We start from the raw sequence: 22,528 nt of genomic DNA, 5'->3' as shown, positions 1-22,528 counted from the left end.
CGCGGTGAAGTCGGAGAAGCGACAAAGCGGCTCTCCGATTCCCGTTTCCCTATTCCCGATTCCCGGCTTCTTCCGGCGTCAACGTCTTCAACGCCAAGGCATGGATCTCGCCGCCCATGCGCTCGCCCAGGGTCGCGTAGACCAGGCGGTGGCGCGCCAGCGGCAGCTTGCCGCGGAAGGCTTCGGCCACGACCGTGGCCTCGAAATGGACGCCGTCGTCGCCCTGGACCCGCGCTTGCGCGCCAGGCAGGCCGTTTTCGATCAGGGTGCGGATGGTTTCGGCGTTCACGTATCGGGAGCCTTTGAACTGACGGACCGGCGGGGCCGGACGGTGGACGGAGCGGCGACCGGGCCGGCCCAGACGCGCTGGACGGGACGGAAGCCGGCTGAATGGGCGATGCCCCGGTCCGGCGCGGATCTGCCGCGGGGCACGGCGCTGGACGGGCGAACCGCTTAGAATTGACGGATTAGCCTAGCGGAAAGCCCTCCGGTCCGAAATGGCGACCTTCGAAACGGCGATTTCTATGATCAGTCCCGCACCGTCCCTGCTCGATCCCAGCGGCGCCACCGAGGCCGGCCTGGCCACCAGCGGCCGGCGCGTGTTCGAGATCGAGGGGCAGGCCCTGGCCGCGGTCGCCGCGCGTATCGACGGCGACTTCACCGCCGCCTGCAAGCTGATTCTGCGCGCCCAGGGCCGCGTGGTCTGCACCGGAATGGGCAAGTCGGGCCACATCGCGCGCAAGATCGCCGCGACCCTGGCCTCGACCGGCACGCCCTCGTTCTACGTTCACCCGGGCGAGGCCGGCCACGGCGACCTGGGCATGATCACCGACACCGACGTGGTCCTGGCCCTGTCCTACTCGGGCGAAAGCGACGAAGTGCTGATGCTGCTGCCGGTGCTCAAGCGCCAGGGCAATGCGGTGATCGGCATGACCGGACGGCCGCAATCGACCCTGGCCCGCGAATCCGACGTCCACCTCGACGTCAGCGTGCCGGCCGAGGCCTGCCCGCTGGCGCTGGCGCCGACCTCCAGCACCACCGCCTCGCTGGCGATGGGCGACGCGATCGCGGTCGCGCTGCTCGAGGCGCGCGGCTTCACCGCCGACGACTTCGCCCGTTCGCACCCGGCCGGCGCGCTCGGCCGGCGCCTGCTGCTGCACATCACCGACATCATGCATGCCGGCGACGAGGTGCCCACGGTCGGCGCCGACGCCAGCGTCAGCGAAGCCCTGGTCGAGATGAGCCGCAAGCGCCTGGGCATGACCGCGGTGGTCGACGACGCGCGGCGCCTGATCGGCCTGTACACCGACGGCGACTTGCGCCGCACCCTCGACGACCCCGGCGTGGACCTGCGCTCGACCCAGATCAAAGAGGTCATGACCCGCTCGCCCAAGACCATCGGCGCCGACGCGCTCGCGGTGGAAGCCGCGCAGCTCATGGAAACGCACAAGATCAGCGGCCTGCTGGTCGTGGACACTGAACGCCGCGTGGTCGGTGCCCTGAACATTCACGACTTGTTGCGGGCCAGAGTGGTTTAACGGCCGGGATTGGGGAATCGGGAATTGGGAATCGGAAAGCGGTTCCTCGCGATCTCTCCGCTCGCCGGGCAAACGCTTTCCGATTCCCAATTCCCCATTCCCTATTCCCGAACCCAGTGCCCTACAGCCACCTAAACGACTACCCCGCCGCCATCCGCGAACGCGCCGCGCGCATCCGGCTGGCCTGCTTCGACGTCGACGGCACCTTGACCGACGGGCGGCTGACCTTCGACAGCACCGGGCGCGAGTACAAGAGCTTCCATGTCCAGGACGGCCAGGGCCTGGCGCTGCTGCGCAAGGTCGGCATCGCCGTGCATTTCGTGACCGCGCGCGGCGGCACCATCGCCGCCCACCGCGCCGCCGAACTCGGCGCGACCTCGCACGGCGAGGTCAAGGACAAGCTGGTCTGCGTCAAGCTGATCGCCGAAAGTCTGGGGCTCACCCTGGAACAGGTCGCCTTCATGGGCGACGACCTCGCCGACCTGCGGATCCTGCCGCACGTCGGCCTGGCGGTCGCGCCGGCCAACGCGCACCCGTGGGTGCGCGAGCGGGTGCACTGGCGCACGGTGGCGCGCGGCGGCGAAGGCGCGGCGCGCGAACTGTGCGATCTGCTGCTGGCCGCGCAAGGCCACGCCGAAGACGCCCTGGCCGGAGCGCTGGGATGAGCTGGCGCGGCATGCTCACCCTGATCCTGCTCGCCGCCGCCGCGCTCAGCGGCTGGGCGCTGTGGTCGCAGCGCGAAAAGCCGGTCTCCGGCCCGACCAGCACGCGTCCGGATTACGTGCTCAACGACTTCGAAGCGGTCGTGCTCGACAAGCAGGGCAAGGAATCGTTCACCCTGCGCGCGCCCAAGCTGACCCGCGACCCCAACGTCAAGACCATGGACATCACCACCCCGGTGTTCCTGATCCCGGCCAAGCCCGGCGCCAACGGCGGCCCGTGGGAAGTGAAATCGCAGCGCGGCTGGGTCAGCGCCGAGGCCGACGAGGTGCGCCTGCGCGGCCAGGTCCATGCCGACAGCACCAACGCCGAAGGCAAGCCGATCAACATCACCAGCGAGGAACTGAACGTGTTCCCCGACGCGAACAAGGCCACTTCGGCCGTTCCGGTCAAGATGATACAGCCCGGTATTACAATGAACGGCTCGGGATTGCAGGCCGATCTCGAAACCAAGAACGTCATCATTCCCAACGTCAAGGTCCGCTATGAAGCGAAAGCTCGCTAATTTGCTCGCGCTGTGCCTGGTCGCCGTTGCACTGGCGCCGGCGGCCGTGCTCGCGCGCTCCTCGGATCGCAATCAGCCCACCGACATCGACGCCGACAGCAGCAACTGCTCGGTCAGCAACGACACCGCGCCGTGCGTGATGACCGGCAACGTCAAGATCGTCCAGGGCACCCTGGTCATCAACGCCGCCAAGGCCGACCTCAAGCGCAGCAACGGCGAGGTCACCTACGTGACCATGACCGGCTCGCAGGTCACCATCAAGCAACAACTCGACGACGGCTCGCCGTTCGCCGGCCGCGCCAACAAGGTCGACTACGACATGCCGAAGGAAATCATCATCCTGACCGGCAACGCCTTCGTCGACAAAGCCGGCGACACGATCAAGAGCGAACGCATCGTCTACAACTCCAAGACCGGCCAGATCGAGAGCGGCGGCACCGGCGGCCGCGTCAACATGCGCCTGCAGCCCAAGAGCAAGACCGCCGCGCCGGCCAAGGGAGGCGGCTGATGCTGGTCGCTCAAGGCCTGCGCAAGGCCTACCGCCAGCGCGAAGTCGTGCGCGACTTCGGCCTGACCCTCGACGCCGGCGAAGTGGTCGGCCTGCTCGGCCCCAACGGCGCCGGCAAGACCACCTGCTTCTACATGATCGTCGGCCTGGTGCCGGCCGACGCCGGCTCGATCGTGCTCGACGGCAAGGACATCACCGCCGAGCCGATGTACGCGCGCGCCAAGTACGGCGTGGGCTATCTGCCGCAGGAACCTTCGGTCTTCCGCAAGCTCAGCGTCGCCGACAACCTGCGCCTGGTGCTGGAACTGCGCGACGACCTCGACCGCGCCGGCATCGAACGCGAGCTGGGCAGCCTGATGGACGAACTGCAGGTGACCCACGTCGCCGATCAGCTCGGCGCCAGCCTGTCCGGCGGCGAACGCCGTCGTGTGGAAATCGCACGCGCTTTGGCTGCACGCCCGCGCCTGATGCTGCTGGACGAACCCTTCGCCGGTGTCGACCCCATCTCGGTCGGCGAGATCCAGCGAATCGTGCGCCACCTCAAGAATCGCGGGATCGGTGTCCTCATCACCGACCACAACGTGCGCGAAACCTTGGGCATTTGCGATCGTGCGTATATCCTGAACGACGGCGGCGTGCTCGCGCAGGGGGCTCCGGACGCGCTGCTGGCCAATCCCGATGTCCGTCGCGTCTACCTGGGCGAAACGTTCCGCTTGTAACCTGTGGGTTGCCGGGCGCGTAACGACGCCCGCGACGCGCGACTCGGCCGCCGTCTCAGGTCGCCTATTCAGGTCGCGTCTGCAATCGATGATGAAGCCCCGCCTCCAAGCCTCACTCGGACAACAGCTGGTGATGACGCCGCAATTGCGTCAGGCGATTCGCCTGCTGCAGTTGTCGGCGGTGGAACTGGAAGCCGAGCTCGCGACCGCCGTCGAAAGCAATCCGCTGCTCGACTGGACCGAACCGTCCGCGGCCGAGGACGAGCCGCGCGTGGTCGTGCCCAGCGGCGAGGAAGGCGGCGGCAGCGAGGCCGGCAGCAGCACCGAAGCGCCGGTCGCCGAGCCCGAGTGGACCATGGACGACGGCGAGACCTGGTACGAACGGGTCGGCCCCTCCGACCACGACGAAGACTCGCCCGCGGCCGAACAGGTCGCCGATGCCGAGACCCTGCTCGATCACCTGTTGTGGCAATTGCACCTGAGCCCGCTGTCGCAGCGCGACCGCAGCATCGGCGTGGCCCTGATCGAGGCGATCGACGACGACGGTTACCTGCGCGAACCGTTGGACGCGATCGCCGCCTCGCTCGCGCCGGAACTCACCGTCGGCGAAGACGAAGTGGCCACCGTGCTGCATCAGGTGCAGCGCTTCGATCCGGTCGGCGTGGCCGCGCGTTCGCTCGGCGAATGCCTCAACCTGCAACTGGGCACCTTGCCCGACGACACCCCGGGCAAGGCGCTGGCCGCGCAGATCGCCAGCGGCCCGCTCGAACGCCTGCCGCGCGTCGGCGTGGCCGGGTTGGCCAACGAACTCAAGCTCGACACCGCCCAGGTCGACACCGCGGTGCAATTGCTGCGCTCACTCGACCCGCGTCCGGGCGCGCAGATGGGCGCGATTTCCACCGACACCTACGTCACGCCCGACGTGGTGATCTGGCGTCAGCAAGGCCTGTGGCGGGTCGCGTTGTCGGAATCGATGCGTCCGCGTATTTCGATCCATCGCGGCTACGAAGGCATGATCCGCCACGCCAGCGCGTCCGACGCGAGTTATCTGCGCGGCCATCTGCAGGAGGCGCGCTGGCTGCTCAAGAGTCTGGAAGCGCGCGGCGATACCTTGTTGAAAGTGGCGCGCTGCCTGCTCAAGCAACAAGCCGCGTTCCTCGAATTCGGCGACAGCGCGCTGCGACCGCTGACCTTGCGCGAAGTCGCCACCGAAGTCGGCCTGCACGAATCCACGGTCTCGCGCGCGATCGCGCGCAAGTACGCGCGCACCCCGCGCGGCACGATGCCGCTGCGCGCGTTCTTCGCCTCGGGCATCGACACCGGCGCCGGCGGCGAAGCGTCCAGCACCGCGATCCAGGCGATGATCCGGCGCCTGATCGAAGCGGAAAATCCGCGCAAGCCGCTGTCGGATGCGCGCCTGGCCGAAACCTTGAAGGCCACCGGCGTGCCGGTCGCGCGCCGCACCGTCGCCAAGTACCGCGAAGCGATGAGCATTCCGTCCTCGCAAGATCGCGTGCGCATGGCCTGAAGCCGAGGCATGCGCGGCCGTTTCGCACGGCCGTAACATCGGCTCATCGGACCCGTCACTGCCCCGCGCCCGCCGCGCCGGGCCGCGGTCACGCGCCCGGAAAACTGCGCAATCTTTATCCGCCAAGGGCTGCAGCGCCGACTCACCCGATCTCACCGGCCCCGCGCAAACGCCCGACCTTGCCGAGTCGAGCCATTTCAAAACTTTTACATCCTTTGAAAACGCTTGGCCGATCAAGCATTTCCGCCCGGGATAAGACCAAAGGGCTACGCCGGCCTCTTGCGCCGCAGGCTCAGCATGCGATGCTGGACTCCCTGGTCGGTTATTCGCGGCCAGGGCGTCACCCGGTTCCGTTTCGGTCCGGCAAGACCGGTCGGAACACGTTTCTGCATTCACCCGCGACGTGAAGGAGGTCCCCGATGCGTATCGAAACCCACGGCCAGCAGATTGAAGTCACCGCTCCGCTGCGTGATTACGTTGAAACCAAGCTGGCCCGTCTGCAACGCCACTACGACCAACCCTTCGACGTGCGAATCCAGCTCAGCCTCGACAAGCCCGACCATCGAGCCGAAGCCACCGTCCTGATCGCCGGACGCACCCTGCACTGCGACGCCGCCACCATCGACATGTACGCCGCCATCGATCTGCTCGCCGACAAGCTCGACCGCGCATTGATGAAGCACAAGAGCAAGCAGGTCGATCATCATCGCGGCGAAAGCCTCGCCCGCAGCGGCGAATTCGGCTGACCCCTCCCGTCCTTCCGCGCCCGCTTTCCGCCAGCCACTCAAGCACACCGCCATGCCGCTTTACGAATTGTTGAGCGCACAGCGCGTTGTCATCCTGGAACACCCCGGCGATCGCAACGCAGTGCTTGATACCGCTGCCCATCTGCTTTGCGAAGGCCATCTACGGATGACCGCCGCGCTCAGCAAAGGCCTGCAGGAACGCGAAACCTTGGCCAGTACCGCGATCGGCCATGGCGTGGCCATCCCACACGGCCGCACGCCGCTGTTCGAACACAGCCGTGCGGCCTTTTTGCGGCTCGCGCAACCGGTGGATTTCGGCGCGGCCGACGGCCAGCCGGTGGATCTGGTGCTGGCGATGGCGGTGCCCGAGCATCACGTGCAGCAGCATCTGCAACTGCTGGCCGAACTGGCCGAGCGCTTCGCCGACGAGGCCTTTCGCGAACGTTTGCGCGGCGCGCCGAACGAGGCCGAGTTGAGTTATCGGTTGCTGGATTATTGTCGGCGTAGCGCGGCTTGAGTTTCGGGCGACTCGACGCCCCGCCTCCAACCTCATCCAGATCTCCTTATCCCAACCTACCGATTCCCCCCTTTGTAAAAGGGGGGCCAGGGGGGATTCGCTTTTTTTTGCTCAGCAACTCGACCAAGAGCAAAAGCGAATCCCCCGCGCTGAGCTATCGACCCAACCTCGAGCCCGCGCCGGGCGCTCGCCCCCTTTTACAAAGTGGGCATGGGTAGCGCGCACGAAGAGCGAGTCGATGTCGCGCATCTCAGCGCGACATGACTTACCCGTTCCCCTTCCTGGTTTGGCTGTTCCCCCCTTTGTAAAAGGGGGGGCAGGGGGGATTCGCTTTTGCTCTTGCTCCACAACTCCCCCGAAAGCAAAAGCGAATCCCCGCGCTGAGCTATTGACCCAACCTCGAACCCGCGCCGGGCGCTCGCCCCCTTTTACAAAGTGGGCATGGTTATCGCGCACGGAGCGCGCCCCCGATGCGACACCACCGCCCTTTGCTCGTAAACTTGCCCCATGAGCAAAAGCATCCGTGCAGGCGAACTGTTCGAACAGCAGCGCGACCGCCTGGCGCTGCGCTGGCTGGCCGGTCAACGCGGCGACGGGCGGCTGGTCGAGGCGGTCAATACGGTCGCGCGACGGCCGTCGCTGGCCGGGTATCTCAATGCGATCTACCCGAACAAGGTCCAGATCCTCGGCACCGAGGAACTGACCTGGCTCGACGGCCTGGATTCGCGGCTGCGCTGGGAAACGATCGAGAAGATCATCCAGTTCCGGCCGCTGGCGCTGGTCATCAGCAAGGACCAACCCTGCCCCGAGGATCTGCGCATCGCCGCGGAGGAAACCGACACGCCGCTGTGGGTGTCGCCGCGGCGCGGGCACGAGCTGCTCAATCACCTGCAATACCACCTGGCGCGCGCGCTGGCGCCGCAGATCACCCTGCACGGGGTGTTCATGGAGATCTATTCGATCGGGGTGTTGATCACCGGCGAATCGGGATCAGGCAAGAGCGAACTGGCGCTCGAATTGGTGACGCGCGGGCATCGGTTGGTCGCCGACGACGCGCCCGAATTCACCCAGATCGCCCCCGACGTGCTCGACGGCACCTGCCCGGACATGCTGCAGGACCTGCTGGAAGTGCGCGGCCTGGGCGTGCTCAATATCCGCCAGATGTTCGGCGACACCGCGGTGAAGAACAACAAGTACCTGCGCCTGATCGTGCATCTGACCAAGCCGATGAGCGAACCCAAGCCGGCCGGCATGGAACGCCTCACCGGCGACAGCGGCCTGCGCCGGGTGCTCGATCTCGACGTGCCGATGATCACCCTGCCGGTCATGCCCGGCCGCAATCTCGCGGTGCTGACCGAAGCGGCCACGCGCCTGCACAGCCTGCGCATGAAAGGGCTCGACCCGGCCGCGGCCTTCATCGCCCGGCACAGCAATTTCCTGGAGCGCGGCGAATCGTGAGCACGACATCCCCCCAAGCCCCCGGCCCGAACACCGCGCCCGCGCTCGAACCCAGCCTGCTCGAACCGAGCATGTTCACCCTGGTGATCGTCAGCGGCATGTCCGGCTCGGGCAAGTCGGTGGCGCTCAACACCTTCGAAGACCTGGGCTTCTACTGCGTCGACAATCTGCCGGCCGAGTTGCTGCCGCAGTTCGTGCAGAACGTGATCAAGGCCGAGGACGGCATGCCGACCAAGCTCGCGGTCGGCATCGACGTGCGCAATCGCCATAGCGATCTGGCCAACATCCCGGAGTGGTTGTCGGCAGTCGGCGCGCTCGGTGCCGACCCGAAGCTGGTGTATTTCGAATCCAGCGACGCGGTGCTGCTCAAGCGCTACGCAGACACCCGCCGACGCCATCCGTTGAGCCAGTTCGGACTGGCCCTGGCCGATGCGATTTCGCTCGAACGCCAGGTGCTCAAGCCGCTGCGCCAGATCGCCGATGCGATCGTCGACACCAGCGAGCTCAACATCCACCAGCTGCGCCGCCACGTCATCACCGAATTCGGCCTGGGCGGCGAAGCGGGCATGTCGCTGTTGTTCGAATCCTTCGCCTATCGCCGCGGCGTGCCGGCCGACGCGGACTTCGTGTTCGACGCGCGCGCATTGCCCAACCCGCACTGGAACCCGGCGCTGCGCCCGCTGTCGGGCCGCGACGGCGGCGTGCGCGACTACATGGAAGCGCAGGCCGACGTGAATCTGTACGTCGAGCAGATCAGCCAGTTCCTCGACACCTGGCTGCCGCGCTTGCAGGCCGACAGCACCCGCAGCTACGCGACCATCGCCTTCGGCTGCACCGGCGGCCGCCATCGTTCGGTGTATCTGGCCGAACGCCTGGCCGAGCACGCGCGCACGCGCGGCTGGAACGAAGTCGCGGTGCATCATCGCGAATTGGATTAAGTGAAAGCGCGCGTGCTGTCGCAATCGCGCAGCCATATCGCTTAACCGGGCGCATAAGCATCGCCTGCGCGGCGATGCGCGCGGTCATGCACGAAGATCACGCCGGACTGAATCGCCCATGAGCCGTTCGCCAGCTGCGCGCGTCGTCTTACGAAATTTTCCCATCGCCGTGCCGCGATGCTTGCATGCGTCCACGTAGGGTCGAATCGCACGGAGACGAGTCTCCGGCCTTCCCCGCTACGGAGCCGCGACATGAACCCCATGACCCGCAGCCTCAGCCAGACACTGAGACCGCTGACGAGCGCGTGCCTGCTCGCGCTTGCAACCGTGAGCCTGAGTTCGACCGCGCTCGCGCAACACAGGCCGCAAAACCCGAGCACCTCGCCCGACACCTCGATGCAGCGCACCGAACCGCCGGTCAACGACCAGCGCGGCGACAGCCGCACCCCGCCCGCGCCGAACGATGCGATCGGCCCGGCCACCTTCGCCGAACTCGACGCCAACGGCGACGGCAGGATCAGCCGCGACGAAGCCGCGCTCGACGCGCGACTGGCGGCCAATTTCTCGATCCACGACCTCGACGGCGACGGCGCGCTGTCGTCGACGGAATATCAGGCCGGGCAGAACAAGCCGACCGAGCGCGGCAAGGTGGTCGACGAAAAATAATCCGCGTCGCACTTGCGTCGCGACGCCCCATCTCCCACACAGCGCTGATCCGATCAGCAAAGGATTCCGATGAACATTCCCCTGCCCCGTCCGCGTCCGCTCGCCGCGATCCTGAGCGCGCTGCTCGCCGCCGGCCTGCTGAGCGCCTGCAACAAGCCCACCGAGCCGACCGCCGCCGGCCCCGCCGCGACCGCGCCGAGCGACACCACCGCTCCGGCCACCACGCCGCCCGCCGACACCACGCCGCCGGGCGAACTGCCGCCGCCGGCCGACACGCCGCCCAACGACATGCCGCCGGCGAACCCGCAGCCCAACGATCCGACCGCACCGCCGCCGGCCGACAGCCAGACCCCGCCCAAGCAGTAAGCGGCGGTTCGATCCACCCGACGGGCAGCCATATGGCTGCCCGTTTTTTGTGCTCGCCCCACGACCCTGCCGAAAGCCGCACGGACGGGGCGGCCGACCGCATGCCTGGACTCGCGCATCCAGCCGGCATGCATCCGACACGCTGTTCCAGTGGCGCAACGACGCCGCCGGCGCGAGCGGCAATCCAGCCATCGCCAGGCGCCACGGCGCATTCACCGGACCGACGCCCGGACGAGAACGCGGCCGGACGCGCAAACACCGCACGGGGAGCTTCCGGCCTGTCACCGTGCTCTGCTAAGTTGGAGCCATGTCCGTCGGCGTCCTGCTCATCACTCATTCCGGAATCGGCAGCGCACTGCTGTCGGTGGCCCAACGTCTGTTGAATCCGCTGCCGCTGCGCACCGAAGCGCTGGAGGTGCCGTTCGATGCCGATCTGGACAGCCTGCTGCCGGCGGCGAGCGCGGCCCTGCGCCGGGTCGACGACGGCGACGGCGTGCTGGTGCTCACCGATCTGTACGGCGCCTCGCCGAACAACCTGGCCGCGCGGGTCGCGCGCCTGGGCACGCCGGTACGCCGCGTGTCGGCCTTGAATCTGCCGATGCTGCTGCGGGTGATGAACTACGCCGAGCTCGAACTGGACCAATTGCCCGCGGTCGCCGCGGCCGGCGCCCGCAACGGTGTGATACTCGACGATGCCTGAGCGCAAGCCCCCGATCACCACACCGCTGGAAGCCCCTGTTTGGAAAACCTGAAACCGCATGACGCGACCGCACCAACGCACACCCGCACCGCCACGCACGCTGCGTTTGACCATTGCCTGAGGACCCCGACATGATCGAACGCGAACTCACCGTTTCCAACCGACTGGGCCTGCACGCCCGCGCCACCGCCAAGCTGGTGCAGGTGCTGTCGGGTTTCCGCAGCAACGCCACGCTCACCGCCAAGGGCCGCGAGGTCAACGCCAAGAGCATCATGGGCGTGATGCTGCTCGCCGCCGGCCAGGGCACCCACGTCAAGCTGCGGGTCGAGGGCGAGGACGAAGCCAACGCCGCCGAGGCGGTCACGGCGCTGTTCGATCGTCGCTTCGACGAAGACAGCTGAGCCGGAGGCGCGCATGCGGCAGCTATTCCAAGGTCACGGCGCATCCAGAGGCAGCGCGCTCGGTCGCGCCCGGGTCCGCCTGCCGCACGCGCTGGAAGTCGCCGAGGAGCGCATCGGCGCCGGCCAGGTCGAAACCGAACTCGCGCGCCTGCACACCGCCATCGACATCGTGCGCAGCGAGATGCACGCGCTGCGCGACCGCCTGCACGGCGCGCTCGCCCACGAAGTCGGCGAATTCCTCGACCTGCACACACTGCTGCTCGACGACCCCGAACTGCTGCAGGGCCTGGACGAACTGATCCGCACCGGCCACTACGCCGCCGACTACGCCCTGCGCCTGCAACGCGACCGCATCGCCTCGGTGTTCGAAGCGATGGACGATGCGTATTTCCGCAGCCGCGTGGACGATATCGATCAGGTGATCGGGCGCATCCATGCCGCGCTGCATCGCCGCGATCACGACACGTCCGGAGTCGCGGGCGAGATCTTGGTCACCGACAACGTCGCCCCGGCCGAACTGGCGCAGCTGCAGGCGCAAGGGGTCATGGCGATCGTCACCGCCGCCGGCAGCACCCTGTCGCACAGCGCGATCCTGGCGCGCAGCCTGCACCTGCCGCTTATCGTCGGCACCGCGCATGCGCTGCTTAAGATCAACGACGGCGATGCGCTGGTGGTCGACGGCGGCACCGGCACGGTGATCCTGGAACCCAATGCCGAGGACCTGCGCGCGCACCGCGCGCGCACCCGCGAGCTGGCGCGCGAACGCAAGCAACTGCACCGCCTGCGCCGCGAGCCCACCCGCACCCTCGACGGCGTCGACATCAAGCTGTACGCCAACGCCGAATCGCGCGAGGACGTGGCCGAGGCGCATGCGCTCGGCGCGGCCGGCGTGGGCCTGTACCGCACCGAATTCCTGTTCCTGCAGCGCAACGAATTGCCCGACGAGGACGAACAGTTCCGCGTCTACCGCGACGTCGTGCTCGGCATGACCGGCCGCACCGTCACCATCCGCACCCTCGATCTGGGCGCCGACAAGGCCGACAAGACCGGCCTGGCGCTGCGCGACGAACCCAACCCGGCGCTGGGCGTGCGCGGCGTGCGCCTGTCGATGGCGCGCGAGGGCCTGCTCGAAACCCAGTTGCGCGCGATCCTGCGCGCCTCGGGCTACGGCCCGGTGCGGGTGCTGGTGCCGATGATCAGCTCGACCGAGGAAGTCAGCACGGTCCGCAAGCTGCTCAAGAAAGTCGCCGCCGACCTGCGCAAGCAGGGCCACGAGATCGCCGAGCACACCCCGCTGGGCGCGATGATCGAAGTGCCGGCCGCGGCGATCGCCCTGCCCGGCTTCATCGGCCTGATCGATTTCCTGTCGATCGGCACCAACGATCTGGTCCAGTACCTGCTCGCGGTCGATCGCAACAACGAAGCGCTCAGCGATCTGTACACCCCGCTGCATCCGGCGGTGCTGCGGGTGATCCGCGACGTGATCCGGCTGGCCAAGGCGCGCGGCAAACCGGTCGCGGTGTGCGGCGAAATGGCCGGCGATTCCAATTTCGCGCCGCTGTTGCTGGCATTGGGGCTGGAGGAATTCAGCCTGCATCCGGCGACCTTGCTGGAACTGCGCCGGGCGATCCGCGGCCTCGACCTGGAATCGCTGCGCAAGCGCGCACCGGCGCTGTTGCGGGCCAAGGACCGCGCCGGCATCGAAGCCTGGCTCAACAAGACCTGAGCCCACCGCCACGCACTGCGCGTGGCCCTCGCGTCACGCACGACAACCGCCGCGAACGAAAACGGGCCCGAAGGCCCGTTTCCGCCGCATTGCGTGCGTTGGCGCTTACTGCCAGGTCACGTTGAGGTTGCTGAAGTAGACCGAGTAATCGGCCTGGTCCATCGTAGCCTGGACCATGAAATAACCGGTGTCGGCGGCCGGGAAGCCGTAGCCCGGCGCGGTGAACAAGCTGTTGCCGTTGACCACGTCGCTGGCGACCTGGGCGATCACCATGCCGCTGGGGCTGATGCTGTGCACGGTGTAGCTGATCATGCCGGCGTCGGTGACCGCGATGCGGAAGCGGTAGGTCTGGTTGTTGAGCAGATTGCCCTGACCGTTGCAGGCCGACAGGTTGTTGCCGGTGGGCCAGAACGCTTCGACCCGCACGTTGATGCCGCACGACGAGGCGCCGATGATGACGCCCAGCGCATGGTGGTTGTTGGCCGGGTTCGAACTGTTGTCGATATTGCTCAGGTCGATGTTCCAGTGCCCGTGCAGGCCGATCGCGATGTGATCGCTCTGGCCGGCGGCGAAATAGTCCGGGGTGAACAGATCGAAGGTCATGACCTGGGTGGTCTTGCCGGCCGGCTTGCTGGTCGAGTTGACGAACTTGTAGCCGTTGTAGCCGTTGCGGAACGACGCGCCGCCCGGGCACGGACCGCTGGGGCCGCAGCGCCGGGTCATGACGTGACCACCGGTGAAGGCCGGATAGCCGCCGAGGAACTGCGCGTTGACCGTCCACCGGGGCACGTAGCCTTCGACGTGATCGAAGCTCCAGCCATCGGCCATCAACGTGTTCTTCTCGGTCTCGGAGATGGTGAACTTGTGCTGCAGATCGTTGTTGTTGCCATTGAACTTGGCCAGGCGATACAGCGGCACCATCCCGCCGAGCAACTGCGGCGCCAGATTGTCGACCAGCGACTTGGGATAGATGTAGCCGGCGATGCCCTGATAGGTGTAGCCGGCATTGGTGACGTTGACCAGGTCCTGCGGGTATTGGTCGGGCGTGATGTAGACGTGCTCGGTGCTGGGCGCGCCCTTCCAGTAGCGATGCAGCGGGATCGTATGCGCCTGCGGGGTTTGTTCGATGTAGAACGGCACGCCCTGGCTGCTGTAGCCGTTGGACAGCGAGGCATAGGACTCGGGGTAATTGGTCGTATAGAAATAATCGGTGATCGTGGGGTTGTAGGTCTGGTACACCCCGGCATACGACGGCCGCGGCACATACGCCGTCGCCGAGGCGAGCAGCGGAGCCCCGACCAGCAAAGCGGCGGCGATCAACAAAAGCTTGTTCATGACATCGTCCTTAGGCAGTGATTCGAATCGGCGAACGGCCGATCGAAATGGATGAGCAGGTGTCTTCAATGACGGTGGGCAACTGGGCGGGTCCCTCCCGGGCAAGGCCTCATCGGCGGCGCGCATCTGGGCTGCCTGACATGACTCGGAAAAGGGGAGCGGATCGGCTCATCGTTCTGGCCGTTTTTTTCGCCTGAGGCGTCGGCCCGCGCATGCGATCGCTCGACGCGCGCCGGCATGGCCATGCGATCGCAGCGGATGTCGGCGTTCGGCGTCGACAGGCCGGCCGGCCTGGATCGCGCATGCGGCCCGAAGCGCTCGACGCGGCCGCCCCGCGCGCGTGGCGCAACGGCACGCGGCCGCGTCGTCACCCTGCCTAGCGCGCCCGGCTTCTAGTCTGGGCTTTGACAGCGCCACAAGAGATAATGGCGGGGTGATCGTTTGACCCCCGCCGGCTTCGTGGCCGCGTCCGTCACCCGCCAGGAAGTACCGCATTGGCCGAAGCCGTCCGCCACGACAAGACCGCACGTCAGCTGCGCCTGCTTTCCGACGCGCTCGACAGCGGGCGGCTGGGTCCGGTGCGGCGGCTGGTCAACACGCTGTCGCCGGCCGAGATCGGCAACCTGCTCGAATCGCTGCCGCCGGGCAAGCGCGTCATCGTCTGGGGCCTGGTCGATCCGGAGGACGACGGCGAGGTCCTGGTCCACGTCGGCGAGGAAGTGCGCGAGAGCCTGCTCGCGGACATGGACACCGACGAAATCGTCGCCGCGGTCGAAGACCTCGACATCGACGACTTGGCCGACCTGGTCGAAGACCTGCCCGACACGGTCATCGACGAAGTGCTCAAGTCGATGGACCGCGAGAACCGCGAGCGGCTCGAACAGGTCCTGTCCTATCCGGAAGACACCGCCGGCCGCCTGATGAACCCGGACGTGGTGACGGTGCGCGCCGACACCACCATCGACGTGGTGCTGCGCTATCTGCGCCTGCGCGGCGAACTGCCCGAGCACACCGATCACCTGTACGTGGTCAGCCGCCGCCATCAATACCTGGGCCGCATCGCCCTGGCCGCGCTGCTCACCCACGAGCCCGGCACCGCGATCAACAAACTGATCGACGACGAACAGCCCGCGATCGACGTCGGCGAAACCGCCGGCGAAGTCGCGCGCCAGTTCTCCGATCACGACTGGATCAGCGCCCCGGTCGTCGACGACAACAACATCCTGCTCGGCCGCATCACCATCGATGACGTGGTCGACATCATCCGCGAAGAAGCCGAACACCAGGCCTTGAGCGCGGCCGGCCTGGACGAGGACGAAGACCTGTTCAGCCCGGTGCGGCGCGCGTTCCGCCGTCGCCTGATCTGGCTGTCGATCAATCTGTGCACCGCGTTCCTGGCCGCGAGCGTGGTCGGCCAGTTCGAAGACTCCATCGCCAAACTGGTCGCGCTGGCCGCGCTGATGCCGATCGTCGCCGGCATGGGCGGCAACGCCGGCACCCAGGTGCTCGCGCTGATGATCCGCGGCCTCGCCCTGGGCCAGATCGGCGCCTCCAACCTCGGCGTGCTGCTGCGCAAGGAACTGGCGGTCGCGCTGATCAACGGCCTGGTGCTCGGCATCATCCTGGGCGTGATCGTGCTGATCTGGTTCCGCCAGCCCGGCCTGTCGCTGGTGATCGGCGCCGCGCTGACCATCAACATGCTGACCGCCGCCGCCGGCGGCGTGCTGGTGCCGATCACCCTCAAGCGCCTGGGCTTCGATCCGGCGCTGGCCGGCGGCGTCATGCTGACCACGCTGACCGACGTGATGGGCTTCCTGAGCTTCCTGGGGTTGGCGACGGTGATCTTGTTGAATTGAAATCGTCGGGTTCGATCGGCACGGCGCGCCGCATGCGCTCGCATGACCGCATACGCTCGTCATCCGCTTGTCATCCAGTTTGTCATCCCGCTCGTCATCTTCAAGCTCGTCATCCCCGCGAAGGCGGGGATCCAGGGCTTCATCCAGGCATGACTGTGAAATTTCTGGATCCCCGCCTTCGCGGGGATGACAGTAGTGAGAGCCGGCGAACCATAACGCCACGCCTCTGCCCCAGCCGCCCGTACCCTGACCAGCGGCATCGCCCCTCGCAAACCCGCGCACTAAGCTTGCGCGCATGTTCCAACCTGACGCTCTCGAACACGCAGTCGGCCTGCAGGCACGCAGCTACGCGCTGTTGCGATGGATGGCCGACGGCATCCAGCGCGGCTTCATCGCATTCGACGCCGCCCACGCCTACGCCGACGATCCCCGCGCCGCCGCCGCATGGATCGAACGCCACTACGGCGAATTTCCGCCCGACGCGCGCCCGCAGCGCGAGCATCTGAGCGAATTCTGCAATCTGTTCGCCAGTTACTTGAGCGACGGCCATCGTCTGGTCGCCGAGCCGGGCCTGCGCCGGTATTCACCGGATGCGCACTGCTTCTGCCAGATGTGCAGCTGGTTCATCCACGCACCGAGCCTGCGCTCGCGCCCGCTCAGCAACGGCGACCAGCGCCGCGCCGACCGCCGCATGCGCGACTGCCTCGATGCCCTGGCGCTTGAACACGAACGCCTGCTCGAAGAATCCGAAGTGAGCGCGCTGATGCGCGACGCCGACCTGCGCGAAGCGCTGGCGCTGTACGCCTACACCGAAACCCTGCTGCGCCGTCTGCAAGGCTGGAGCGTGGAAAACGGCGTGCCGCTGGCGCTGTGGCGCCGCTTCGCGTGGACCGCGAACAGCGGGCCGAAGCGCAAGTTCCAACTCAGCGCCGAAGCGATCCTGGCGGCGCAGCGGTTGCTGCATGAACGTCTGGCCGCGCGGGCCTGAATCGGCCGCCCCTTGCGGATCGTGGCCCATCGCCGCGATTCGTCAGCGACAGTCAACCGGCACGCGCTTGAATCGTTGACGGCCGCAACCGATGATGCGGATATCCCGCCCCGGAGGATGCCGATGCGCCGTTGCCGCCCGCTGCGATTCGCCGCCGCGCTGTTGTGGTCCGCTTCGATCGCGCTGATCGCCGCGTGCAGCCATGCGCCGTCGCCGCGAACCCCGCCTCCGGAGTCCTCCGCCATGACCGATTCACGCGAACACGGCCGTTTCCTGAGCCGCGAACTGGTGCTCGACCACGGTGTCGTGCATCGCTATCAAGTGTTCGTGCCCTCGCTCAAGGCCGGCGGCGAACGGCCCGCGCTGATCGTGTTCCTGCACGGCTCGGGCGAACGCGGCGACGACAACCGCAAGCAGGTCGAGGTCGGGCTCGGCCCGATCATCCGCGAACGCATGGACGACTTCCCGGCGATCGTAGTGTTCCCGCAGATGCACACCGACCAGATCGATGCCGACCGTTTCGCCGGCACCGCGCTGAAAATTCTCGACCGCGCCCAGGCCGAATTCAACGCCGATCCCAAGCGCATCGTGCTGACCGGCCTGTCGATGGGCGGTTATGCGAGCTACGAACTGGCCCTGATGCAACCCGACCGCTTCGCCGCGGTGGTGCCGATCTGCGGAGGCTACGACCCGCCGAAGGCCTACGACGCCGAGCGCATCGCCGCGCTGGGCGGAGCCTTGGACCTGGACGCCGCCGCGCGCAAGCTGCGCGGCATCCCGTTCTGGATTTTCCATGGCGCGCAGGACGACGTGGTTCCGCCGCGTTACTCGCGCGACATGAGCGCCGCGCTCAAGCGCGCCGGCGCCGACGTGCGCTACACCGAATTTCCCGACGCCGACCATAACTCCTGGGACCCGGCGTATGCGACGGCGGAGTTGTGGCCATGGGTGTTCGCGCAACATCGGCCGTGAACATTCTTTCATCAGGCACCGCACAGCGCTGTTAGCGAAGATGGATGCAATGAGCGTCGACGCACTCAAGGTGAGCGGCCTGGCGATACTGCCCTGCGCATTATCTTCGTGCGCAAACACGCAGCCAGCCTCCCGGACTCCAGACAACGGCTTGTTGCTCGATGCTCTGACCTCGATCACGACCCAGCGCGGCGACGGCTTCGATGACATCGTCAAAGTCTTGCGCAAGAACGGCGAGCTGAAGGCCAGCGACGCCCCCGTCACGCTGGCGGACGGCACCCGGCTAACCAAGTGGGCAATCCACGAGCGAAACGGCAGCGTCACCGGTCTGACGCTGATGGTTGCGCCATCGGACTGCATCGCCCTGAGCGAGGTCGTAGCCAAGACCTATGCGAGGCTTGCGTTCGCGCACGATGACGGTTTCGCTTTCGAAGCGATCGGTGTGCGCGGCGGGTTCTCGGCTCAGGGCCATGACAGGGCTTGCCTGGGGCATCTGAGTCTCGACCGCGCCACGCCCGCCGAATCGCAATCCGACGAGGCCGAGCGAGCCTCCGGTCGCGTCGCCTTTTCGCGCGTGCTGGATCTGCTTTTATCGAGCGAGCCCGCCGATCTGCAAAAGGCCTCGGCCGAACTGGAACAGGCGCGCACCGCCGGATTGGACGCGGCGGACAAAGCCGTCGGCGACGCCCAACTGCTCCGGCTTCGTTCGCATTCCGCGGGCGGCAAGATTTTCGGGATCAGCCTGACCCTGGCGGCGAAACCGTGTTTCCCGATTGACCGGGCGGCCACCCGTACCGGTGCACGCGCGTTCCCCAGGCAAGATCAGGCCGTCGTATACGAGGCGCATCCGCCGGGAAGTTTTACGACGATCTATCCCAATGCGCTCGATGGCGCTTGCGTGGGCAGCTTCGTGCATTATCGCCAGGAGGCGAAGCGGCGATGAGCCTGCCTGCCGTCGAAAAAACCAGGCGGAGACAAGCGCGAATACCCGCTACCTGGGAACGCGCATACCGGCAATCAGCTGCCGGCGACGACATGCATCTTCGGCGTCACCGCCTGTCTTCCGCCTTTCAAGCGATAGCGGGGATTTTCTCTCCCCGCGCGATTACGCCTTCTTCAAAAACTCAGTCCGCAACACCAGCCCCTTGACCTTGTCGACGTTGCACTCGATCTCGTCTTCCTCGTCGGTCAGGCGGATGTTCTTGCACAAGGTGCCGCGCTTGAGCGTCACCGAGGTGCCTTTCACTTTCAGGTCCTTGATCAGCAGCACCGAATCGCCATCGGCGAGCACGGTGCCGTTGCTGTCTTTCACGATCATGTCGATATCCAGGTAAGCCGCCGCATCAACCCGACGCGGCGAAAGTCAGCCCTTCAGCAGGGTTTCCAGCACCGCCATGCGCACCGCCACGCCGTTGGCGACCTGAGTCAAAATCAGCGACTGCGGACCATCGGCCACTTCGTCGGTGATCTCGACCCCGCGGTTCATCGGGCCGGGATGCATCACCACCGCATCGGCGGCGGCGCGGCGCAGGCGCGTCGCGGTCAGGCCGTAATCGCGGTGATAATCGTCCAGCGATGCGACCAGGCCTTCTTCCATGCGTTCGCGCTGCAGACGCAGCATCATTACCGCGTCCACGCCGTCCAGCGCGGCATCGAAATCCTGGGTGACCACGCAGCCGTCCAAGGTGCCGTCGTCGGGCAACAGCGAGGCCGGGCCGCATACGCGGATCTCGCCGGCGCCCAGCGCGCGCAGCGCCTGCAGGTCCGAGCGCGCCACGCGCGAATGCTTGACGTCGCCGATCAAGGCCACGCGCAACGCGGAAAAATCCGCGCCCTTGGCCTGGCGCAGGGTCAGCATGTCGAGCAGGCCCTGGGTCGGGTGCGCGCTGCGTCCATCGCCGGCATTGATCAGGCAAGTGCCTTCGCGCGCCTGCTCGGCGAGCGCGGCGACCGCGCCGTCCTCGCGATGGCGGATGACGAAACCGCGCACGCCCATCGCCTCGATGTTCTTGAGCGTGTCCAGCGCGGTCTCGCCCTTGCTGGTCGACGAAGTGGACGCGTCGAAGTTCAGCACATGCGCGCCGAGCTGCTGCGCGGCCAGCTGAAAACTCAAACGGGTGCGCGTGGACGGCTCGAAAAACAACGTGCACACCGCGATGCCGGCCAGCGCGCGACTGTCGTAGTGGCCTTCGGCGAAGGCCTGCGCGCGGATCAACAAGGCGTCGAGCGATGCGCGCGTGCTGTCGCGCAGGCTCAGCAGATGGCGCGAACCAGCGGGGGAAACGGAGGAATTCATGGGAGCGGACTGATGAGAGCGGGCGGGTAAGTCAGGGCGGAATCAGGTCGATATCGGTGGCGTCGCCGGGAGACGCCGCCCAGCGTTCGACGATCACCGCCGCGGCCACCGCATCGAGGGCTTCGGCGTCGCGGCGGCGCTTGCGGCCTTCGGCGCGATCGGCGGCGAAACGGTGCGCGGCCTCGACCGAGCTGGAACGCTCGTCGACCATCACCACCGGCAATTTGTAACGCTGACGCAATTGCCGCGCGAAGCTCAGCGCGCGCACGCGCGCGGGCTGGTCGCCGCCTTCGAGCGTCATCGGGTCGCCGACGATCAAACCATCGGGGCGCCATTCCTTGAGCACGCGATCGATCGCGCCCCAGTCCGGGCCGCCGCCGTGCACGTCGATCACCGCCAGCGCGCGCGCGCCATAGCCGAACGCGCTGCCGACCGCGACCCCGATCCGGCGCGAACCGACATCGAATCCGAGCACGGTGCCGTCGCTGCGGATGGTCGAATGGCTCGCTTCCGAGCTCATGCGTGCCCGGCGTAATCGGCCAGATGGGCGAGATCGACGCCGATGCGCCCGGCCGCGGCCTGCCAGCGCGCGTCCAGCGGCAGTTCGAACAGCAGCTCGGCGTCGGCCGGCGCGGTCAGCCAATCGTTCTCGGTGATTTCGTGTTCGAGCTGGCCCGAACCCCAGCCGGCGCAACCCAGCGCGACCACGGCGTTGTCCGGGCCTTCGCCCGCGGCCATGGCCTCGAGGATGTCGCGCGAGGTGGTCAGGTACAGGCCGCTGCCGATGACCAGGGTCGAATCCCAGCGGGTACCGCCGTCGTGCAGCACGAAGCCGCGCTCGGGATGAACCGGGCCGCCGGCCAGCACGACCTGCGCGCGCAGCGATTCGTCGCCGCCGTCCACGCCCATCTGTCCGAACACTTCGCCGAGCGTGTATTCCGACGGACGATTGACCACGATGCCCATGGCACCGTCGTCGTCGTGTTGGCAGATCAAGGCGACGCTGCGCGAAAAATTGGTATCGGCCAGCGCGGACAGCGCGATCAGGACCTGATTGGCAAGGGGTGTCGGCATCACGGGCATGGCCCATTCTAACGTGCCGGGCGCGGCTGCGGGCCGCGAAAACGGGTGCTGGCGCGCAGCTTCGGGTTCGGCCGCGGGCCGATGTCCGCCCGGGGCGGGCTCCGGCCCGACCCGGTCGAATCCCGCCCAAACCTTGATAGACCGCGCCCGAGCGGCGCGTGAGCCGGCGTGAGCCGCCGGCGCCCGCCCCCGGCGGCGGTCCGCGGCCCACCGATCCGCGCCGCCACTGGATTCGCCCAGGCGGCGCGCCGACAATCCAGTGCCGCGCCGGTTCGAGCGCGCTCCTTCGAGGCTTTCATGTCGGGCTACTGCAATATCGCCCCAAACCATCCCGTCCATGGCGAGTACCACGACCGCGAGTACGGCTTCCCGCAACGCGACGAATCGGACCTGTTCGAGCGCCTGATCCTGGAAATCAACCAGGCCGGGCTGAGCTGGGAAACCATCCTGCGCAAGCGCGAGGGCTTCCGCCGCGCCTACGACGGTTTCGTGGTCGACAAGGTCGCCGCGTACGGACAGGCCGAGCGCCTGCGCCTGCTCGAGGACGCCGGCATCATCCGCAACCGGCTCAAGGTCGATGCGGCGATCCACAACGCCCAGGTGATCCAGAGCCTGCGCGCCAGCCACGGCGGCTTTGCCCAATGGCTAGATGCGCATCAAATGCTCGACGGCCGGCCGCGCGAGAAAGCCGACTGGATCAAATTGTTCAAGAAGACCTTCCGCTTCACCGGCGGCGAGATCACCAACGAATTCCTGATGAGTCTGAGCTACCTGCCCGGCGCGCATCGCGAAAGCTGCCCGGCCTATCAGCGCATCGACAAGCTCAAGCCGTACTGGCGGCGAGCGCGCGAACAAGCCGCGGCACTGAAGCCCGCTTCGAAGTCCGCCGGATCCACAGCGCGGAAAGCCGGCGACGCAAAGGCCGCGCCCGCCAAGGCCGTCGATAAAACTGTCGCCAAGAA

24 protein-coding genes and 2 pseudogenes are annotated in these 22,528 nt (G+C 67.1%); 20 read left to right on the top strand and 6 right to left on the bottom strand.

What is annotated here, in order from left to right; all coding sequences use genetic code 11:
* Nucleotides 1-49: 49 nt before the first annotated feature.
* The gene (locus IEQ11_RS05865; RefSeq protein ID WP_046655778.1) at nucleotides 50-289 is read right to left on the bottom strand and encodes a BolA family protein; all 240 of its coding nucleotides are present in this window, start codon (nucleotides 287-289) and stop codon (nucleotides 50-52) included.
* A 235-nt stretch (nucleotides 290-524) separates the two neighbouring features.
* On the opposite strand from IEQ11_RS05865, the gene IEQ11_RS05860 reads away from it, so the two are divergent.
* The 15 genes from IEQ11_RS05860 to ptsP all read left to right on the top strand — a co-directional run bounded on the left by IEQ11_RS05860 (nucleotide 525) and on the right by ptsP (nucleotide 13,036).
* Nucleotides 525-1,538: a KpsF/GutQ family sugar-phosphate isomerase gene (locus IEQ11_RS05860; RefSeq protein ID WP_191823052.1), complete on the top strand. Its 1,014-nt coding sequence runs from the start codon at nucleotides 525-527 to the stop codon at nucleotides 1,536-1,538.
* A 116-nt stretch (nucleotides 1,539-1,654) separates the two neighbouring features.
* A complete protein-coding gene (locus tag IEQ11_RS05855) occupies nucleotides 1,655-2,203 on the top strand; it encodes a KdsC family phosphatase (protein ID WP_036102291.1) in 549 nt (182 codons plus the stop codon).
* Nucleotides 2,200-2,763 carry an LPS export ABC transporter periplasmic protein LptC gene (gene lptC, locus IEQ11_RS05850; protein ID WP_036102293.1) on the top strand — a complete coding sequence of 188 codons (564 nt, stop codon included), beginning with the start codon at nucleotides 2,200-2,202 and terminating at the stop codon, nucleotides 2,761-2,763. The genes IEQ11_RS05855 and lptC overlap by 4 nt, the downstream gene beginning before the upstream one ends.
* Complete coding sequence (gene lptA / locus IEQ11_RS05845) at nucleotides 2,744-3,271, top strand: lipopolysaccharide transport periplasmic protein LptA (protein ID WP_046655774.1); 528 nt, start codon at nucleotides 2,744-2,746, stop codon at nucleotides 3,269-3,271. The genes lptC and lptA overlap by 20 nt, the downstream gene beginning before the upstream one ends.
* A complete protein-coding gene (gene lptB / locus IEQ11_RS05840; protein WP_036102299.1) occupies nucleotides 3,271-3,990 on the top strand; it encodes an LPS export ABC transporter ATP-binding protein in 720 nt (239 codons plus the stop codon). Before lptA ends, lptB begins: the two co-directional genes overlap by 1 nt.
* Nucleotides 3,991-4,081: 91 nt before the next feature.
* Nucleotides 4,082-5,518, top strand: coding sequence for an RNA polymerase factor sigma-54 (locus IEQ11_RS05835; RefSeq protein ID WP_036102302.1), 1,437 nt, complete (start codon nucleotides 4,082-4,084; stop codon nucleotides 5,516-5,518).
* Nucleotides 5,519-5,937: 419 nt separating this feature from the next.
* Complete coding sequence (gene hpf / locus IEQ11_RS05830) at nucleotides 5,938-6,264, top strand: ribosome hibernation-promoting factor, HPF/YfiA family (protein ID WP_036102305.1); 327 nt, start codon at nucleotides 5,938-5,940, stop codon at nucleotides 6,262-6,264.
* A 52-nt stretch (nucleotides 6,265-6,316) separates the two neighbouring features.
* A complete protein-coding gene (locus IEQ11_RS05825; protein WP_191823051.1) occupies nucleotides 6,317-6,781 on the top strand; it encodes a PTS sugar transporter subunit IIA in 465 nt (154 codons plus the stop codon).
* A 507-nt stretch (nucleotides 6,782-7,288) separates the two neighbouring features.
* Complete coding sequence (gene hprK, locus IEQ11_RS05820) at nucleotides 7,289-8,239, top strand: HPr(Ser) kinase/phosphatase (RefSeq protein WP_036102310.1); 951 nt, start codon at nucleotides 7,289-7,291, stop codon at nucleotides 8,237-8,239.
* 71 nt (nucleotides 8,240-8,310) lie between these two features.
* The gene (gene rapZ / locus IEQ11_RS05815) at nucleotides 8,311-9,177 is read left to right on the top strand and encodes an RNase adapter RapZ (protein WP_036102735.1); all 867 of its coding nucleotides are present in this window, start codon (nucleotides 8,311-8,313) and stop codon (nucleotides 9,175-9,177) included.
* 252 nt (nucleotides 9,178-9,429) lie between these two features.
* Nucleotides 9,430-9,843, top strand: a complete 414-nt coding sequence (locus IEQ11_RS05810) for an EF-hand domain-containing protein (RefSeq protein WP_191823050.1) — start codon at nucleotides 9,430-9,432, stop codon at nucleotides 9,841-9,843.
* Nucleotides 9,844-9,912: 69 nt separating this feature from the next.
* Complete coding sequence (locus tag IEQ11_RS05805) at nucleotides 9,913-10,209, top strand: hypothetical protein (RefSeq protein ID WP_036102316.1); 297 nt, start codon at nucleotides 9,913-9,915, stop codon at nucleotides 10,207-10,209.
* 307 nt (nucleotides 10,210-10,516) lie between these two features.
* On the top strand, nucleotides 10,517-10,909 hold the full coding sequence (locus IEQ11_RS05800) for a PTS sugar transporter subunit IIA (RefSeq protein WP_036102319.1): 393 nt from the start codon (nucleotides 10,517-10,519) through the stop codon (nucleotides 10,907-10,909).
* A 131-nt stretch (nucleotides 10,910-11,040) separates the two neighbouring features.
* Nucleotides 11,041-11,310: an HPr family phosphocarrier protein gene (locus IEQ11_RS05795; RefSeq protein WP_036102321.1), complete on the top strand. Its 270-nt coding sequence runs from the start codon at nucleotides 11,041-11,043 to the stop codon at nucleotides 11,308-11,310.
* 13 nt (nucleotides 11,311-11,323) lie between these two features.
* Entirely contained in the window at nucleotides 11,324-13,036 is a 1,713-nt protein-coding gene (gene ptsP / locus IEQ11_RS05790) for a phosphoenolpyruvate--protein phosphotransferase (RefSeq protein WP_191823049.1), read from the top strand.
* Nucleotides 13,037-13,141: 105 nt separating this feature from the next.
* Here the strand turns inward: ptsP and IEQ11_RS05785 are convergent, their stop codons facing one another.
* Complete coding sequence (locus tag IEQ11_RS05785) at nucleotides 13,142-14,371, bottom strand: hypothetical protein (protein ID WP_191823048.1); 1,230 nt, start codon at nucleotides 14,369-14,371, stop codon at nucleotides 13,142-13,144.
* A 494-nt stretch (nucleotides 14,372-14,865) separates the two neighbouring features.
* Here IEQ11_RS05785 and mgtE point away from each other — a divergent pair, with 494 nt between their 5' ends.
* From mgtE to IEQ11_RS05765, 4 genes are all read left to right on the top strand, one after another.
* Nucleotides 14,866-16,227: a magnesium transporter gene (mgtE, locus tag IEQ11_RS05780; protein ID WP_036102337.1), complete on the top strand. Its 1,362-nt coding sequence runs from the start codon at nucleotides 14,866-14,868 to the stop codon at nucleotides 16,225-16,227.
* A 295-nt stretch (nucleotides 16,228-16,522) separates the two neighbouring features.
* The gene (locus IEQ11_RS05775; protein ID WP_191823047.1) at nucleotides 16,523-17,215 is read left to right on the top strand and encodes a hypothetical protein; all 693 of its coding nucleotides are present in this window, start codon (nucleotides 16,523-16,525) and stop codon (nucleotides 17,213-17,215) included.
* A gap of 243 nt (nucleotides 17,216-17,458) precedes the next feature.
* A complete protein-coding gene (locus tag IEQ11_RS05770) occupies nucleotides 17,459-18,187 on the top strand; it encodes a carboxylesterase family protein (RefSeq protein WP_228464930.1) in 729 nt (242 codons plus the stop codon).
* Nucleotides 18,188-18,236: 49 nt separating this feature from the next.
* On the top strand, nucleotides 18,237-19,130 hold the full coding sequence (locus tag IEQ11_RS05765) for a hypothetical protein (protein WP_191823046.1): 894 nt from the start codon (nucleotides 18,237-18,239) through the stop codon (nucleotides 19,128-19,130).
* 162 nt (nucleotides 19,131-19,292) lie between these two features.
* Here IEQ11_RS05765 and IEQ11_RS05760 read toward each other — a convergent pair.
* From IEQ11_RS05760 to IEQ11_RS05745, 4 genes and pseudogenes are all read right to left on the bottom strand, one after another.
* Nucleotides 19,293-19,502: pseudogene (locus tag IEQ11_RS05760) on the bottom strand (alkylphosphonate utilization protein); the annotation flags it as partial.
* A 48-nt stretch (nucleotides 19,503-19,550) separates the two neighbouring features.
* Nucleotides 19,551-20,483 carry an aspartate carbamoyltransferase catalytic subunit gene (locus tag IEQ11_RS05755; RefSeq protein ID WP_191823045.1) on the bottom strand — a complete coding sequence of 311 codons (933 nt, stop codon included), beginning with the start codon at nucleotides 20,481-20,483 and terminating at the stop codon, nucleotides 19,551-19,553.
* Nucleotides 20,484-20,514: 31 nt separating this feature from the next.
* Nucleotides 20,515-21,003 (bottom strand): Holliday junction resolvase RuvX, encoded by a 489-nt coding sequence (gene ruvX / locus IEQ11_RS05750; RefSeq protein ID WP_046655760.1) that lies wholly within the window; start codon nucleotides 21,001-21,003, stop codon nucleotides 20,515-20,517.
* Nucleotides 21,000-21,566, bottom strand: coding sequence for a YqgE/AlgH family protein (locus tag IEQ11_RS05745; RefSeq protein WP_036102347.1), 567 nt, complete (start codon nucleotides 21,564-21,566; stop codon nucleotides 21,000-21,002). The genes ruvX and IEQ11_RS05745 overlap by 4 nt, the downstream gene beginning before the upstream one ends.
* Before the next feature lie 297 nt (nucleotides 21,567-21,863).
* Here IEQ11_RS05745 and IEQ11_RS05740 point away from each other — a divergent pair.
* A pseudogene (locus IEQ11_RS05740) lies at nucleotides 21,864-22,424 on the top strand (DNA-3-methyladenine glycosylase I); the annotation flags it as partial.
* Nucleotides 22,425-22,528: the final 104 nt, after the last annotated feature.

The sequence above is a fragment of the Lysobacter capsici genome (assembly GCF_014779555.2).
Taxonomy (GTDB): domain Bacteria; phylum Pseudomonadota; class Gammaproteobacteria; order Xanthomonadales; family Xanthomonadaceae; genus Lysobacter; species Lysobacter capsici.
The sequence above is the reverse complement of the archived record's forward strand: the minus strand, read 5'-3'. Positions and strand labels throughout refer to the sequence as shown.